General features: G+C 66.2%; 13 protein-coding genes and 1 tRNA gene. 9 read left to right on the top strand and 5 right to left on the bottom strand.

What is annotated here, in order from left to right; all coding sequences use genetic code 11:
• Window positions 1–142 precede the first annotated feature (142 nt).
• Entirely contained in the window at window positions 143–559 is a 417-nt protein-coding gene (locus QE393_RS20795) for an organic hydroperoxide resistance protein (RefSeq protein WP_064309165.1), read from the top strand.
• A gap of 66 nt (window positions 560–625) precedes the next feature.
• Entirely contained in the window at window positions 626–1651 is a 1026-nt protein-coding gene (locus QE393_RS20790) for an alpha/beta hydrolase (RefSeq protein WP_310045416.1), read from the top strand.
• A 49-nt stretch (window positions 1652–1700) separates the two neighbouring features.
• On the opposite strand, the gene QE393_RS20785 is transcribed toward QE393_RS20790, so the two are convergent.
• On the bottom strand, window positions 1701–2609 hold the full coding sequence (locus tag QE393_RS20785; RefSeq protein WP_310045414.1) for a LysR substrate-binding domain-containing protein: 909 nt from the start codon (window positions 2607–2609) through the stop codon (window positions 1701–1703).
• 104 nt (window positions 2610–2713) lie between these two features.
• Here QE393_RS20785 and QE393_RS20780 point away from each other — a divergent pair, with 104 nt between their 5' ends.
• Genes QE393_RS20780 through nfsB form a run of 3 tightly spaced genes read left to right on the top strand, consistent with a single transcriptional unit; the run spans window position 2714 to window position 5535 of the window.
• Entirely contained in the window at window positions 2714–3721 is a 1008-nt protein-coding gene (locus tag QE393_RS20780) for a zinc-binding alcohol dehydrogenase family protein (protein WP_310045412.1), read from the top strand.
• On the top strand, window positions 3721–4869 hold the full coding sequence (locus QE393_RS20775) for an L-dopachrome tautomerase-related protein (RefSeq protein WP_310045411.1): 1149 nt from the start codon (window positions 3721–3723) through the stop codon (window positions 4867–4869). Before QE393_RS20780 ends, QE393_RS20775 begins: the two co-directional genes overlap by 1 nt.
• A gap of 18 nt (window positions 4870–4887) precedes the next feature.
• Entirely contained in the window at window positions 4888–5535 is a 648-nt protein-coding gene (gene nfsB, locus QE393_RS20770) for an oxygen-insensitive NAD(P)H nitroreductase (RefSeq protein WP_310045409.1), read from the top strand.
• A gap of 298 nt (window positions 5536–5833) precedes the next feature.
• Here nfsB and QE393_RS20765 read toward each other — a convergent pair whose 3' ends face one another.
• Both QE393_RS20765 and QE393_RS20760 read right to left on the bottom strand, forming a co-directional pair.
• Window positions 5834–6835 (bottom strand): LLM class flavin-dependent oxidoreductase, encoded by a 1002-nt coding sequence (locus tag QE393_RS20765; RefSeq protein ID WP_017641696.1) that lies wholly within the window; start codon window positions 6833–6835, stop codon window positions 5834–5836.
• Entirely contained in the window at window positions 6819–7229 is a 411-nt protein-coding gene (locus tag QE393_RS20760; protein ID WP_133860060.1) for a helix-turn-helix domain-containing protein, read from the bottom strand. The genes QE393_RS20765 and QE393_RS20760 overlap by 17 nt, the downstream gene beginning before the upstream one ends.
• Before the next feature lie 195 nt (window positions 7230–7424).
• Between QE393_RS20760 and betI the strand changes: the two genes are divergently transcribed.
• From betI to betA, 3 genes are all read left to right on the top strand, one after another.
• On the top strand, window positions 7425–8012 hold the full coding sequence (gene betI, locus QE393_RS20755; protein ID WP_310045408.1) for a transcriptional regulator BetI: 588 nt from the start codon (window positions 7425–7427) through the stop codon (window positions 8010–8012).
• A gap of 261 nt (window positions 8013–8273) precedes the next feature.
• On the top strand, window positions 8274–9746 hold the full coding sequence (gene betB / locus QE393_RS20750) for a betaine-aldehyde dehydrogenase (RefSeq protein ID WP_310045406.1): 1473 nt from the start codon (window positions 8274–8276) through the stop codon (window positions 9744–9746).
• Window positions 9747–9836: 90 nt separating this feature from the next.
• Window positions 9837–11579: a choline dehydrogenase gene (gene betA, locus QE393_RS20745; RefSeq protein ID WP_310045405.1), complete on the top strand. Its 1743-nt coding sequence runs from the start codon at window positions 9837–9839 to the stop codon at window positions 11577–11579.
• A gap of 167 nt (window positions 11580–11746) precedes the next feature.
• Here the strand turns inward: betA and QE393_RS20740 are convergent, their stop codons facing one another.
• Window positions 11747–12094 carry a hypothetical protein gene (locus QE393_RS20740; RefSeq protein WP_310045403.1) on the bottom strand — a complete coding sequence of 116 codons (348 nt, stop codon included), beginning with the start codon at window positions 12092–12094 and terminating at the stop codon, window positions 11747–11749.
• Window positions 12095–12211: 117 nt separating this feature from the next.
• On the opposite strand from QE393_RS20740, the gene QE393_RS20735 reads away from it, so the two are divergent.
• Window positions 12212–12287: transfer RNA gene (locus tag QE393_RS20735), tRNA-Thr, on the top strand.
• A 195-nt stretch (window positions 12288–12482) separates the two neighbouring features.
• On the opposite strand, the gene QE393_RS20730 is transcribed toward QE393_RS20735, so the two are convergent.
• Window positions 12483–15446 carry a glycosyltransferase gene (locus tag QE393_RS20730; protein WP_310045401.1) on the bottom strand — a complete coding sequence of 988 codons (2964 nt, stop codon included), beginning with the start codon at window positions 15444–15446 and terminating at the stop codon, window positions 12483–12485.
• Window positions 15447–15452 lie beyond the last annotated feature (6 nt).

The raw sequence follows: 15452 nt of genomic DNA, 5'->3' as shown, positions 1-15452 counted from the left end.
CACCGCTGCCACTGGTCGCCTGCTTCCGAAAATATATTTGCGCGATAACCAATATCGCGATAACTTAAATCCATACCCGGGCCAGTCTTCTCACTAACGGCCCGCCTAATTAGTTATCGCGATACACAATCAGGAGCACGCCATGAACATCCTCTACACCGCTTCCGCAACCAGCACCGGTGGCCGCGACGGCCGTTCCATCAGCAGCGACAAGGCCCTGGACGTGCAGCTGTCCACACCCAAGGAACTGGGCGGCGCCGGGGGTGCCGGCACCAATCCCGAGCAACTGTTCGCCGCCGGCTATTCCGCCTGCTTCATCGGCGCGCTCAAGTTCGTCGGCGCCAAGGAAAAGATCGCCGTGCCGGCGGACGTCAGCGTGACCGCCCAGGTCGGCATCGGCCCGATCCCCACCGGTTTCGCGCTGGACGTCGAACTCGTCATCAGCCTGCCGGGCCTGGAGCGCGCCGTGGCCGAAGACCTGGTCGAGAAAGCCCACCAGGTCTGCCCCTACTCCAACGCCACCCGCGGCAACGTGGACGTGCGCCTGACCCTGGCCTAAGGGTCGCGGCCCCCCAGGCGCCTCGGCCGAGGCGCCCGGTCCTTCCTGCTCGAGGAGCAACCCGTCATGCGTACCCTCTCTCGTCTGCTTGGCCTTTCCGCGCTCACCCTGACCCTGGGCAGCGCCTTCGCCGCGCTCCAGCCGGACCCGGCGCTGGAACGCACCACCCAGGGCTTCGTCGACGCCCTGAACGGCAGCGGTGGCAAACCCCTGGAAACCCTGAGTCCCAAGGACGCCCGTGCGGTGCTGTCCGGCGCTCAGGCCGGCGTCAAGGTCGATCTCTCAGGGGTCAAGACCAGTGAAAAGACCATCCAGGTCGACGGCAAGCCGCTGCAGCTGACCATCGTCCGCCCGGCAAACGCCAAGGGGCAGACGCCAGCCTTCATGTTCTTCCATGGCGGCGGCTGGGTGCTGGGTGATTTTCCTACCCACCAGCGCCTGGTGCGTGACCTGGTGGTGGCGTCCGGCGCCACGGCGGTGTTCGTCAACTACACCCCGAGTCCGGAGGCCCACTTCCCGGTGGCCATCAACCAGGCCTATGCCGCGACCCAATGGGTCGCCGAGCATGGCAAGGAGATCAATGTCGACGGCAGTCGCCTGGCGGTGGCCGGCAACAGCGTCGGCGGCAACATGGCCGCGGTGGTCAGCCTGATGGCCAAGGACAAGGGCACGCCCAAGCTGCGTTACCAGGTGCTGTTCTGGCCGGTGACCGATGCCAGCTTCGACAACGGCTCCTACCAGACCTATGCCGAGGGCCGCTTCCTGACCCGCAACATGATGAAGTGGTTCTGGGACAACTACACCACCAGCGAGACCGAGCGTGCCAACGTCTACGCCTCGCCGTTGCGGGCCAGCGAGGCCCAGCTCAAGGGTCTGCCGCCGGCGCTGGTGCAGACCGCCGAGAACGATGTGCTGCGGGACGAAGGCGAGGCCTATGCGCGCAAGCTCAACGCGGCTGGCGTCGATGTCGTCCAGGTACGCTACAACGGCATGATCCACGACTACGGGCTGCTCAATGTTCTGGCCAAGGTGCCTGAGGTCCAGGCGTCGCTGACCCAGGCGGGGCAATTGCTCAAGCAGCATCTGCAGTAACGGTCACGGCGGTACCCAAGGGGCGGCTTCGGCAATGAAGCCGCCTTTTTTATGGCACGTCACCCAGGGCGGCGAAGCGCTCCGCCAGCCAGCCATGCAGCTGCCGCACGGCGGGTGAAAATTGCCGCCGGTGCGGGCAGAACAGCTGCAGCGGCAGCGCCTCGCCAGGCTGATCGGGCAGCACCCGCACCAGGCGTCCGGTTGCAAGATCCTCGCGCATGTCCAGCCAGGACTTGTAGACGATGCCCTCCCCGGCCACCGCCCAGCGCCGTACGACTTCGGCATCGTCGCTTTGCAGCGGACCGCTTACGCTCACCTGGCGCGAACCACCTTCAGGCTGGGGAAAGCTCCACTTGTCATAGGTGCGCCCATGCAGCTGGTAGAGCAGGCAGGCGTGCCCGGACAGGTCGTCCAGGCTGCGCGGCGCACCCTGGCGGGCCAGATAGGTCGGCGCCGCCGCCAGCAGCCGGCGGTTGTCAGGGGCGAGCGGCAGGGCCACCAGGCTGTCATCCTGACTCCGGCCGTAGCGGATGGCGATGTCCACCGGATCGCGGTAGACGTCGGCCTGCTGGTCCGAGACGTAGAGCCTGAGCGTCAGGCCGGGATGGCGCTGACGAAACTCGGCCAGCCAGGGCAACAAGAGATTGCGCCCCAGGTCCGAAGGCGCCGCCACCTGCAGCACCCCTCGCAATTCCGGACTCTCCCCCTGCAACCGCTCGCGCCCCTCGCGCAGGGTCTCCAGCACCTCGCGGGCATAGGGCAGATAGGCCTCGCCCTCGGCGGTCAGTCGCAGGCTGCGGGTCGAACGGGCGAACAGGCGGATGCCCAGTTCGCGTTCCAGCCGGCCGATGGCGGCGCTCACCTGACCCGGCAAGAGGTCTGCCTCGCGGGCCGCGCGGGAAAAGCTGCCCAGGGCGGCGGAACGCACGAAGAGGCCAAGGTCATCGAAGCGGATCATTTTCACTCCTGCAGTGAAGGTGCTATCCGATTCTGCCGCTTTTTCCGACCGACAATGAAGACGACCATGGCCTCATGTTTCTCATCGTACAAAGGAATCCGCCCATGAAAGCCATCATCCACGGTGACACCACCCTGCCTGCGAGCGATCCCCGTGCCCTGCAGGACGCGGTGCTGACCGATCCCACGCCCGAAGCCCATGATCTGCTGGTGGAAGTCCGCGCCGTATCGGTCAATCCAGTCGACACCAAGGTGCGCCAGGGCCTGGTGCAGCGCGAGTCCAAGGTGCTGGGCTGGGACGTCTCCGGCGTGGTGCGGGCAGTGGGCAGCGCCGTCAGCCGCTTCGCCGTGGGTGACGAGGTCTACTACGCCGGCGAGCTGTTCCGTCCCGGCTGCAACAGCGAGCTGCACCTGGTCGACGAACACCTGGCCGGGCACAAGCCGAAAAGCCTGGATCATGCCCAGGCCGCGGCCCTGCCGCTGACCGCCATCACCGCCTGGGAACTGCTGTTCGACCGTCTCGGCGCAAGCGAAGGCGGCGGCGCCGGCCAACAGCTGCTGGTGATGGGCGCGGCGGGCGGCGTCGGTTCCGTGCTGGTGCAGCTGGCCCGCCAGCTCACCGAGCTGACCGTGATCGGTACCGCCTCGCGCCAGGAAACCCAGGACTGGGTGCGCCAGCTGGGCGCCCATCACGTCATCGATCACCACCAGCCACTGCGGCCCCAGCTCGAAGCCCTGGGCCTGGACGGCGTGACCCTGGTCGCCAGCCTCACCCACACCGATGAGCACTTCACCCAGCTGGTGGATGTCCTGCGGCCCCAGGGCCGTCTCGGCGTCATCGACGATCCGGCGCAACTCGACGTAGTGCCGATGAAGGCCAAGTCGCTGTCGCTGCACTGGGAACTGATGTTCACCCGCTCGCTGTTCCAGACCCCGGACAAGGTGCGCCAGCACGAGATCCTCGAACGCGTCGCCGGGCTGATCGACCAGGGCACCCTGAAGACTACCCTCGGCGAGCACCTCGGCCGCATCGATGCCGCCAACCTGCGCCGCGCCCACGCCCAGCTGGAAAGCCACCAGGCCCGCGGCAAGCTCGTACTGGAGGGTTTCTGATGCCTCGCTGCAGTGCCCTGACCCTCGCCGTCGCCCTGGCCGTGGGTAGCCTGACGGCCCAGGCCGCGCCGCTGCCCCAGGAGCGCACCCTTGGCCAGCTGGAGCAGGTGTTCGCCTTCCAGGACGCCATGCCCACCGGGGTCACCGTCAGCGAGACCGGTCGGATCTTCGTCAACTATCCCCGCTGGGGCGACGAGGTACCCTTCACCGTCGCCGAACTCAAGGACGGCAAGGCGGTGCCCTACCCGGACGCCGCGTTGAACGTGGAAACGCCTGGCCAGCCGGGCAAGGGCTTCATCAGCGTGCAGAGCGTGGTGGCCGATGGTCGCGGGCACCTCTGGGTGCTGGACACCGCCGCCCCGGGCTTCGCCGCGCCCAAGGCCGGCGGCGTCAAGCTGGTGGCCATCGACCTCAAGACCAACCAGGTGGCCAGGACGCTGGTCTTCCCCGCGGCGGTGCTCGAACCCAACAGCTACGTCAACGACGTGCGCTTCGACTTTCGCGTCGGTCGCGCCGGGGTGGCCTATGTCACCGACTCGGCGCCGCCGGGCGGCCTGATCATCCTCGACCTCGCCACCGGCCAGGCCCAACGTCGCCTGACCGGGGCGCCCCAGGCCAATGTCGACCCCAGTTTCGTCCCGGTGGTGGAAGGCGAGCCGCTGCTGATGCAGCGTCCCGATGGCAGCAAGGTTCGGCCAGCCATCGCCAGCGACGGCATCGCCCTCTCGCCCGACGGCGGCACCCTGTACTTCAGCCCGCTGTCCAGTCGCCATCTCTATGCCGTGCCCACCGCCCTGCTGCGTGACCCCAAGGCGAGCGAGGCCCAGGTCCGCGCCGGGGTGCAGGATCTCGGCGAAAAGGGCGCCTCCGACGGCCTCGAAGCCGATGCCCAGGGCCGCGTCTATGCCGGCGACTACGAGCACAACGCCGTGCGCCAGCGCCAGGCCGACGGCAGCTGGAAGACCCTGGTCCACGATCCGCGCGTGCTGTGGCCCGATACCTTTAGCATCGGTCCGGACGGCTACCTCTACTTCACCGCCAACCAGCTCCATCGCCAGGCCCAGTTCCACGGCGGCCAGGACCTGCGCCAGAAGCCCTACAGCCTGTTCCGCGTCAAGATCGACGCCCAGCCGGCCCCTACCCACTGATCCGATCAGGAGTTATCCATGCAGCTGTCCCAGATCGCCCGTACCCGCTACACCACCAAGGCCTTCGACGGCTCCCGCAGCATCCCCGCCGAACAGGTCGAGGAACTGCTGGAGCTGCTCCGCCAGGCGCCCTCCTCGGTCAATTCCCAGCCGTGGCACTTCGTGGTTGCCGCCAGCGCCGAGGCCAAGGCGCGCATCGCCCGTGGCATGCAGAGCCCCTACAACGAGCCCAAGGTGCTGCCGGCCTCCCACGTCATCGTGCTCTGCACCCGCCTGGAAATGACCGAGGGCCATCTGGCCCAGGTGCTGGAGCAGGAAGCCCGGGACGGCCGCTTCGCCAAGCCCGAGGCGCGCGCCACCCAGGACGGTACCCGTCGTCATTTCGTCGACCTGCATCGTCATGAGCGCAAGGATGTGCAGCACTGGATGGAGAAGCAGACCTACCTGGCCCTGGGCACCCTGCTGCTGGGCGCCGCCGCCCTGGGCATCGATGCCACCCCCATGGAGGGCTTCGACGCCAACAGCCTGGACCAGGAGCTGGGTCTGCGCGAACAGGGCTACACGGCCCTGGTGGTGGTCGGCCTGGGCTATCGCGGCGAAAGCGACTTCAACGCCGCCCTGCCCAAGTCCCGCCTGACCCGCGAACAGGTCTTCACCTTCCTGTAAGGCAGGCCTCCGTAGCGTGGATAACGGCGCAGCCTTATCCACAGCGCGCGCCGGTAGCCGCCAGTGGAAAACGCTGGCGCGGTTTTCCACGCTACGACGCGTAGGTTGGGTTGAGCGCAGCGAAGCCCAGCAAGGGCAGCAGGTGCCTTCCTGCGGACATGAAAAAGCCGACCGCTACAAAGGGTCGGCTTTTTTGTTTGCAGCTGTTGGGCTTCGACGATGAAGCCGTCTCAACCCAACCTACGAGATTCAGGTAGGTCGGGCTGAGCGCAGCGAAGCCCGACAGGCCCAGCTCCCATCAGCCGCCCTTCAGATCCGCCAGGATCGAGAAGGCACGCAACCGATCCGCCTGCTCGTAGACGTCGCAGGTAAAGATCAGCTCGTCGGCATCGGTCTTCTCCAGCAACAGCTCCAGACGCTCGCGGACCTTGTCCGGGCCGCCGATCACCGCCATGCCGAGGAAGCTCGACACCGACTCCTTCTCGTGGGGCAGCCAGACCCCTTCCATGCTGCGCACCGGCGGCTGCAGGCGCAGGCTGTCGCCGCGGAACAGCGCCAGGATGCGCTGGTAGACGGTGGTGGCCAGGTAATTGGCCTCGTCGTCGCTGTCGGCCGCTACCAGGGGTACCCCGAGCATCACGTAGGGACGATCGAGCACCGCGGACGGCTTGAAGTTCTCGCGATAGAGGCGGATCGCCTCGTGCACATAGCGCGGCGCGAAGTGCGAGGCGAAGGCATAGGGCAGGCCCTTGGCCGCCGCCAGCTGGGCGCTGAACAGGCTCGAACCCAACAGCCAGATCGGCACTTCGGTGCCCACGCCGGGCATGGCGATCACGCCCTGCCCCGGCTGCTGCGGGCCGAAGTAGTGCTGCAGCTCTTCCACGTCCCGCGGGAAGTCGTCGGAACTGCCCAGGCGGTCACGCCGCAGGGCATAGGCGGTGCGCTGATCCGACCCCGGCGCGCGACCCAGGCCGAGTTCGATGCGGCCCGGATACAGCGAGGCCAGGGTGCCGAACTGCTCGGCCACCACCAGGGGCGCGTGGTTGGGCAGCATGATGCCGCCTGAACCCAGGCGCAGGGTGCTGGTGCCGGCGGCCAGATAGCCCAGCAACACGCTGGTCGCAGAGCTGGCGATACCGTCCATGTTGTGGTGCTCCGCTACCCAGTAGCGGGAAAAGTCGAGCTGCTCGACATGGCGTGCCAGGGTCAGGGCATTGTGCAGCGCCTGGGTCGCATCGCCGTCGTCACGGATGGGGACCAGGTCGAGGACCGACAGGGCGGTCTTAGAGAGACGGGTCATCAGGATTCTCCTCGGCGACCTGATCGTAGGCCGCCCTGTGGCGCTGAATGAAAGGCTGCTTCGCGGAGGCCCAGGCGGCCAGGGCACCCACCGGTACCATCAGGCTCTGGCCCAGTTCGGTGAGGGCGTATTCCACCTGGGGCGGCTTGGTCGGCGTCACCGTGCGGGACACCAGGCCGTCGCGCTCCAGCTGACGCAGGGTCACGCTGAGCATGCGCTGGGAAATGCCGTCGACCCGCCGGCGCAATTCGTTGAAGCGCAGCGGGCCGGGTTCCAGGGTGAAGAGCGTGAGCAAGGACCAGGCATCGCCGATCCGGTCCAGCACATCCCGAATGGGACAGGCATGGGCATGCAGGCGGCGACGGCTGGAGATACGACTGACCACGGCGTCCATGGCGATCCTCGAAGCAGAACTAGTTCCCAGCCTACGCCTTTCGGGCGGTTATTAAAAGTAACCACCTGTCAGGACTGGTATTGCCGCCTTGGCCAGGGCACAATCCAAGAGGTGGTGACCGTTTTTATTGATTGAACGTTCAATAAAAAATAGTTACCCTCCGAGGCTCCTTCCGCTCTCTTCAGGAGATGCCTCGTGCCCAAGGTCGGGATGCAGCCCATCCGCCGTTCGCAGCTCATTGCCGCGACCCTCGAAGCCGTCGACGAAGTCGGCATGGGCGACGCCAGTATCGCCTTCATCGCCCGCAAGGCCGGCGTCTCCAACGGCATCATCAGCCACTACTTTCAGGACAAGAACGGCCTGCTCGAAGCCACCATGCGGCATCTGATGAATGCCCTGCGCCAGGCCGTGCGCGAACGCCGCGCCGCCCTGCCGGGTGACGACCCCGCCGCCAACCTGCGCGCCATCATCCAGGGCAACTTCGACGATACCCAGGTCAGCGGTCCGGCCATGAAGACCTGGCTGGCCTTCTGGGCCACCAGCATGCATCAGCCCAATCTGCGCCGCCTGCAACGCATCAACGACCTGCGCCTCTACTCCAATCTCTGCTGGCAATTCCGCCGCCTCCTGCCCCATGAGCAGGCGCGCGCCTCGGCTCGCGGCCTGGCCGCCATCATCGATGGCCTCTGGCTGCGCGGCGCCCTCTCCGGCGACACCTTCAACACCCGGCAGGCGCTGCAGATCGCCTACGACTACCTGGACCTGCAACTGGCCAAGGCCTGATCTCTCCCTGACCGCTTCAACCCCGGCCGGTCCGCTCCGCCGGGGCTCCCCTCCCGCTTTTCCCTATCCGTCCCTCCTCTGATCGAACCGCTCTGGGCCGCCCATCGACCCGTCTCGGCGCGTCCCCGCATTTTTCATTGATTGAACGTTCAATAAAAATTAAGTAGACTGGCTTCATCGCTGGCGCAGAGAGACCTTTCTTTCGCGCCCCCTGTGTTCCTTGCGGGTGCCACGGCGCCCGCCCAGCTTGGGAGACTGTCCATGGCCCGTTTCGCCGAACAGCAGCTGTATATCGGTGGCCGTTATGTCGCCGCCACCGGTGGCGCCACCTTCGAAACCCTGAATCCCGCCACCGGCGAGGTGCTTGCCGTGGTGCAGAGCGCCAGCCGCGCCGACGTGGACAAGGCGGTGGCCGCCGCCGCCGCCGGACAGAAGGTCTGGGCCGCGATGACCGCCATGCAGCGCTCGCGCATCCTGCGCAAGGCCGTGGACATCCTCCGCGCACGCAACGACGAACTGGCCCTGCTGGAAACCCTGGACACCGGCAAGGCCCTGTCCGAGACCCAGGCCGTGGACATCGTCACCGGCGCCGACGTGCTCGAGTACTACGCCGGCCTCGTTCCGGCCCTGGAAGGCGAGCAGATCCCGCTGCGCGAGACCTCCTTCGTCTATACCCGCCGCGAGCCGCTGGGCGTGGTCGCCGGCATCGGCGCCTGGAACTACCCGATCCAGATCGCCCTGTGGAAGTCCGCCCCGGCCCTGGCCGCCGGCAACGCCATGATCTTCAAGCCCAGCGAAGTGACCCCGCTGACCGCGCTGAAGCTGGCCGAGATCTACACCGAGGCCGGCCTGCCCGATGGCGTGTTCAACGTGGTCAATGGCGTCGGCCCGGAGGTCGGCGTGGCCCTGACCGAGCATCCCGGCATCGAGAAGATCTCCTTTACCGGCGGCGTCGCCACCGGCAAGAAGGTCATGGCCAGCGCCGCCGGCTCGACCCTCAAGGAAGTCACCATGGAGCTGGGCGGCAAGTCGCCGCTGATCGTCTGTGACGACGCCGACCTGGAGCGCGCCGCCGACATCGCCGTCATGGCCAACTTCTTCAGCTCCGGCCAGGTCTGCACCAACGGCACCCGCGTCTTCGTACCCCAGGCGCTCAAGGCCGATTTCGAAGCCAAGGTGGTGGAGCGGGTCAAGCGCATCAAGCTGGGCGATCCCCTGGCCGCCGAGACCAACTTCGGTCCGCTGGTCAGCACTCCGCACATGGAAAAGGTGCTGGGCTACATCGCCCAGGGCCAGGCCGAAGGCGCCCGTCTGCTCACCGGTGGCGAGCGCGTCACCCAGGGCGAACTGGCCAAGGGCAACTTCGTCGCCCCGACCGTCTTCACCGATTGCCGCGACGACATGGCCATCGCCCGCGAAGAGATCTTCGGCCCGGTCATGAGCATCCTGGCCTATGCCGACGAAGACGAGGTGGTGCGCCGCGCCAACGACACCGAATACGGTCTGGCTGCTGGCGTGGTCACCCGCGACCTGGCCCGCGCGCACCGCATGATCCATCGCCTGGAAGCCGGCATCTGCTGGATCAACACCTGGGGCGAATCCCCCGCCGAAATGCCGGTGGGTGGCTACAAGCACTCCGGCGTCGGGCGCGAGAACGGCCTCACCACCCTCGGCCACTACACCCGTATCAAGTCGGTGCAGGTCGAGCTGGGCGATTACGCCTCGATCTTCTAAGCCGCTTCCGTAGCGCTTTTCTCCCCTCTCCGCTGGAGAGGGTCCGGGGCTGGGGCCCGACCCCACCCGCCGTCAGGAGGAGACTTTTTCATGGCACACGAATTCGATTACATAGTCATAGGCGCCGGCTCGGCCGGCAACGTCCTGGCCACCCGGCTGACCGAAGACAAGGACGTGACCGTCCTGCTGCTGGAAGCGGGCGGTCCCGACTACCGCCTGGACTTCCGCACCCAGATGCCGGCCGCTCTCGCCTATCCGCTGCAGGGCAAGCAGTACAACTGGGCGTACCAGACCGAGCCCGAGCCGCACATGGACAACCGCCGGATGGAATGCGGTCGCGGCAAGGGCCTGGGCGGCTCCTCGCTGATCAACGGCATGTGCTACATCCGCGGCAACGCCCTGGACTATGACAACTGGGCGCAACTCGATGGCCTGGACGACTGGAGCTACCTCGACTGCCTGCCCTACTTCCGCAAGGCCGAGAAGCGCGATGCCGGTGGCAACGACTGGCACGGCGGCGACGGCCCGGTCTCGGTGACCACCGCCAAGCCGAACACCAACCCCCTGTTCGAAGCCATGGTCGAAGCCGGTGTCCAGGCGGGTTATCCGCGCACCGAGGACCTCAACGGCTACCAGCAGGAAGGCTTCGGCCCGATGGACCGCTTCGTCACCCCGAACGGCCGGCGCTCCAGCACCGCCCGCGGTTACCTGGATCAGGCCAAGGGTCGCCCGAATCTGACCATCGTCACCCACGCCACCACCGATCGCATCCTCTTCGAGGGCAAGCGCGCCAATGGCGTGGCCTACATGAAGGGCGATTCGCTGGAAGCCATCACCGTGCGCGCCCGCCGCGAGGTGCTGCTCTGCGCCGGCGCCATCGCCTCGCCACAGATCCTGCAGCGCTCCGGCGTCGGCCCCGCGCCGCTGCTGCGTCGCTTCGACATCCCGCTGGTCCATGACCTGCCCGGCGTCGGCCAGAATCTGCAGGACCACCTGGAGATGTACCTGCAGTACGAGTGCAAGCAGCCGGTCTCGTTGTACCCGGCGCTGAAGTGGTACAACCAGCCGCAGATCGGCCTGGAATGGATGCTCAAGGGCACCGGCCTGGGCGCCAGCAACCACTTCGAGGCGGGCGGCTTCATCCGCTCCAGCGAAGAGTTCGACTGGCCCAACATCCAGTACCACTTCCTGCCGATCGCCATCAATTACAACGGCACCAACGCCATCGAGGCCCATGGCTTCCAGGCCCACGTCGGCTCCATGCGCTCGCCCAGCCGTGGCCGCATCGAACTGACCTCGCGCGATCCGCGCCAGCATCCGAGCATCCTGTTCAACTACATGAGCACCGAGCAGGACTGGCGCGAATTCCGCGACGGCATCCGCCTGACCCGCGAGATCATGCAGCAACCGGCGCTGGATCCCTATCGTGGCGAAGAGATCAACCCGGGCCGCGACTGCGTGACCGACGCCCAGCTGGACGCCTTCGTGCGCTCCCACGCCGAGACCGCCTACCACCCGTCCTGCTCCAACAAGATGGGTACCGACGACATGGCGGTGGTCGACGGCGCCGGTCGCGTGCACGGCCTGGAAGGCCTGCGCGTGGTGGACGCCTCCATCATGCCGATCATCGCGACGGGCAACCTCAATGCCCCGACCATCATGATCGCCGAGAAGATCGCCGACAAAATCCGTGGTCGCGCCCCGCTGCCGCGCAGCAATGCCGCCTACTACGTCGCCAACGGCGCCCCGGTACGGGGTACTCCCATGCGCGACGTCAGCGGCCAGCGCGCCGCCGAGCCGGTCCCGCAGCGTCGTGACCAACCGGCCGCCTGATCCCAGGCAGCCGAACGCAAGAAGGGCGCCCTGGGGCGCCCTTCTTGTATCTGCCTTTCCAGGTGACGACGGTGGTTGCCTCGCCAAGCCTGAGCAACCACGGCAACCCGCTCTTCCCCCTCTCCCTCGGGGAGAGGGCTGGGGTGAGGGCCGCCCAGCCCCTCACCTCACAGGCAATCCTTCACCGCCGTCAGAATGGTCCGCGGCCGCAGCGGATTGTTGGCCATCTGCTCGCGCAGCTGGATGCGCGTACCGCGCGATGCCGACCCGATGTCGATGATCGCCGCCGTGGCGCCCGGCACCTTGCTGTCCACCAGCACGCGCTGCCCACTGCTGCCTTGCGGCTGGACCAGCACGTGCCGACCATCCTTCTCCAGGCCGGTCACCAGGCAGGTGCGATAGTCCTCGGCACTCTTGCCCGTGCGCAGCTCCATGGGCGGATTGCGTTCAAGATTCGCCTGGCTGGTGCAACCGGCCAGGGCAGCGGCCAGGAAGGCCAGGATTTTGGTTCTCATCAGCGGCTCCTCGCAAGCTCTTCGCGTCATTTTAGCCGCAGCTGGCTTACGTCAGCCTTAACCGTCGCACATCCTTGGTTTACAAGGGCTTTCCCATGGCTATAATGGCGTCCCCTTGCCGGTATAGCTCAGCTGGTAGAGCAACTGACTTGTAATCAGTAGGTCCCGGGTTCGACTCCTGGTGCCGGCACCATCTTCTTCAAGGTCTTGGACAAGCCACCTCTGCCGTGGCTGCCCCGTCCAGGCCCTCTCCCCAATCCGGTCAGCCTCTATCCGATCTTCGTGTGTGAAGAGCGGGTAGAGGCCTTGTATCCGTCATTCCCGGACCCCAGCCTCGCTAGACCGGCGGAGGGGTCTACCGCACGCCTCTCCGCCGGAATGTCCCTGGCTAGCGCCCCAGCCGAGCGCCGTAGGTCCGGGAGAGCGCGGCCAGCGAATAGTTCGCGCGCATGAAGGCCTGGGCATTCGCCGCGCGCCGCTGGGCCTCCGGGCGATCCTCATGGAGTCGGCGCAGCTGGGCCGCTGCCGCGGCGATGGAAGGACTGCCCCAGACGGCACCCGCCACCAGGGTGGGCATTTCGCCTTCCTCGACCGGTACCTCTTCGACCGCGACCAGGAAACTGGTGGCGTCGGTACAGAAATCCCGGGGTCCCGAATAGTCGGACACGACGGTGGGCTTGCCCAGCAACATGGCATGGGCGATGCCGTAGCCGAAGCCCTCCGACTTGTGCAGCGAGACGAAGGCATCGCAGCTGTCCAGCAGACCCCAGTAATGGCTGGCGGAAAGGTCATGGTCGAGAATGCTGATGCGCTCGTCGCCGCCGATGGCCTCCAGCACCCGGTCCCAGTAGCCGCCCTTGTTGCACCAGTGCTCGAAGTCGACGTTCCTGATCTTGAGCACCAGCTTCACGCCCTCCTCGGAGGGGAAGGCGGTCTTGAAGGCCTGCACCACGGAGAGCGGATTCTTTCTGGGTATCGAGCTGTGGAAGTCACCGATCGAGAGAAAGACGAAGTCCTCTTCGGCCAGGCCGATGGCTTTTCGCTCGAACGTCTCGAAGGCTGCGGGTACGCCAATCCCCTTGCCGACATTGACGATGGGCGTGGTGGTGACGCGGGCATAGATGTCCTGCAGATACGCCGTAGGCACCCAGATCTCATCCATCAGCTCGAGCCCCAGGCCGTGGCTGAGCGGCGGGCTGGAGGTCTCCCAGAGAAAGAAGCCGATCTTGTGCGCCTTCTCCAGCAGATCCGCGGGCAGGCGCGAGCACTCGTAGGGAATGCGGTCGGCGTTGACGTGAAAGATGATCACCGGGCGCTCGACCTCGGTAGCCTCGCGGCATTGCTCTCCACCCAGTTCGAGTTCGTCCTTGTCGACGGAGACGATCGCCGGCCTGATGCCAAGTCCCTTCAGCGCCTCGACGGTCATGCGCAGATTGGCTCCCAGACCGGTCTGGGAGGTATGGCCGATGACGAAGACCTTGTTTTCCAGGGGACAGGTGCCTTCGATCAAGGCGCGCAACCGTTCGGCCAGCCGACCGTGCTCGCGGGTGCCCTCGCCTGGCTGCAGGATCTGCAATTGCGGATAGCGCCGGTACAGCACCTCCGCCAGCCACTGCTTGGCCACCTCGGTACCGGGCTCGTAGCCCAGCAAGGCCTTGGCCATGACCGATTCGGCCCGCCCCAGGCCATCGCCGACGTCGCCCCGCCAGTAGTCGAGCCAGGCATCGGGCAGCAGATCGACGTGAAAGCCCGAGGCGCAGCAGAAAAACACCTTGTTGAAGGTGAATTCCACATAGCGGGCGGCCGAGATCTCGTGGACCCCGGCATCGCGCAGCTCTTCGTCCAGGGCGATCCGCCAGTACCAGTTGATGTCGAAGGGCAATCGGGAAGAATCCGGATGCCGCGCCTGCAGCGGTCGGATCAGACGTTCACCGCACAGTCGCAGAAAGGCCGCGGACCCGGCATTGGGTGAGGAGATCAGGCGATACAGGAGGTGCAGGTATCTGGACCGGGAGAACAGGCTGTCCTTGTCCACCTCATGCTTCTTCCAGAACAGGAACAGCAGCCTGGAGACGAACTGCTCGGTCACCTCGTCGCTGAAGGCACAGCCCTGGAGGTAGTCGATCAGTCCGGCGGAAACCGGAAACACCGTGCCGGCCTGCCACTGCTCGCGGAATTCGTTGACATACCAGCTCACCAGCTCGGTGCGGCCCTTGAGCGATTGCAGATTCGCCGCCTGACCGAAACGCTCGTAATGGACGTGCTCCATGTACCGGGAAATATAGGCATGGCTGCCGTCGTCCATCCGGCTCAGGATCGAATCCTGCTTGAGGACGGCAGCCGCATTGGAGCGGACCAGGGCATCCCACAGCGGCGTGTGATAGATGGCCGCCTTCTTCAGCAGTGCTTCGTAGGGCGTGATGGTCGTCTTGAGAAACGGCAGGGCACAGCCATTCGCCACGATCTGCGGCAAGTTCGACGGACTCGCGCCGGCCAGCTGGGGAATCTGGAAGACCAGGCTGTAGGGTGCCCCGGCCGTTTCCATATGGCGGATCTCGCCACCGAACTCCAGGCTCAGGGACACGGCCAGGTAGGGATTGCGAATATCCACGGCCCAGCCGATCACGGCATTGTCTGCCGCGAGGGTGAAGCACCCCAGGACCGGCGCCGTCGTCCAGTCCTGCAGCAGCAGCGTCAGCTGCTGCGAGTCGCCCAGGTGGGTCGTGCGCGTCAGGCAGAACAGCAGGCGCTCCCAGTTGGTGGTCAGGCCATCGGCGGCCAGCGCCAGGCTGACCAGCGCCTGGGGCTGGCAGCCGAAATCCAGCTTGCGAGCGAGAAACTCCTCGGTGTAGAGAATGCCTAGCACCCACTCGAAAACGCCTTTCTCCACCAGGAAGGCGATGGCGGCTCTGGCTTCCTCGGCATTGGGCAGGCGCCCCAGCAACTGGGTGTAAGCGTTGCGGATCAGGGTCACCTTGCGCAATTCCTCGGGCAGGATGTCGCTGCCGGACAGCTCGTAGAGTCCCGCGTCCTGCATGCAGGTCAGGGCATCTTCCAGGTTGGCGATGACCGGGCTGTTGGTCAGCTCGTACTGGCTGTCCTTGACCACCACGCGGATGGGCTCGAAGGATTTCAGACTGGGCAGGTCGAGGATGAAGCCCTGGCAGCCATCGCTGCCGAGGATGGTCTTCAGATCGGACCTGAAGCGGTTCGCCACCGCGGACGCGATGATCTTGCCGGACTGGATCGCCACGACCTTGACCCGCTCCAGGGGGGCGCCCTTGTCGTAGGCCCAGCCCTCGATGCGCTTGGTGGCGCTGGTATCGACGCACCCGATGAACGTGGTTTCCATGTTGCC

The sequence above is a fragment of the Pseudomonas sp. SORGH_AS_0211 genome, assembly GCF_031453455.1.
Classification (GTDB): Bacteria; Pseudomonadota; Gammaproteobacteria; order Pseudomonadales; family Pseudomonadaceae; genus Chryseomonas; species Chryseomonas aestiva.
The sequence above is the reverse complement of the archived record's forward strand: the minus strand, read 5'-3'. Positions and strand labels throughout refer to the sequence as shown.

Excerpts from the sequence above, each read along its gene's own strand:
- QE393_RS20795 (WP_064309165.1), top strand. The coding sequence starts at position 143 with ATGAACATCCTCTACACCGCTTCCGCAACCAGCACCGGTGGCCGCGAC.
- QE393_RS20790 (WP_310045416.1), top strand. The coding sequence starts at position 626 with ATGCGTACCCTCTCTCGTCTGCTTGGCCTTTCCGCGCTCACCCTGACC.
- QE393_RS20785 (WP_310045414.1), bottom strand. The coding sequence starts at position 2,609 with ATGATCCGCTTCGATGACCTTGGCCTCTTCGTGCGTTCCGCCGCCCTG.
- QE393_RS20780 (WP_310045412.1), top strand. The coding sequence starts at position 2,714 with ATGAAAGCCATCATCCACGGTGACACCACCCTGCCTGCGAGCGATCCC.
- QE393_RS20775 (WP_310045411.1), top strand. The coding sequence starts at position 3,721 with ATGCCTCGCTGCAGTGCCCTGACCCTCGCCGTCGCCCTGGCCGTGGGT.
- nfsB (WP_310045409.1), top strand. The coding sequence starts at position 4,888 with ATGCAGCTGTCCCAGATCGCCCGTACCCGCTACACCACCAAGGCCTTC.
- QE393_RS20765 (WP_017641696.1), bottom strand. The coding sequence starts at position 6,835 with ATGACCCGTCTCTCTAAGACCGCCCTGTCGGTCCTCGACCTGGTCCCC.
- QE393_RS20760 (WP_133860060.1), bottom strand. The coding sequence starts at position 7,229 with ATGGACGCCGTGGTCAGTCGTATCTCCAGCCGTCGCCGCCTGCATGCC.
- betB (WP_310045406.1), top strand. The coding sequence starts at position 8,274 with ATGGCCCGTTTCGCCGAACAGCAGCTGTATATCGGTGGCCGTTATGTC.
- betA (WP_310045405.1), top strand. The coding sequence starts at position 9,837 with ATGGCACACGAATTCGATTACATAGTCATAGGCGCCGGCTCGGCCGGC.
- QE393_RS20740 (WP_310045403.1), bottom strand. The coding sequence starts at position 12,094 with ATGAGAACCAAAATCCTGGCCTTCCTGGCCGCTGCCCTGGCCGGTTGC.
- QE393_RS20730 (WP_310045401.1), bottom strand. The coding sequence starts at position 15,446 with ATGGAAACCACGTTCATCGGGTGCGTCGATACCAGCGCCACCAAGCGC.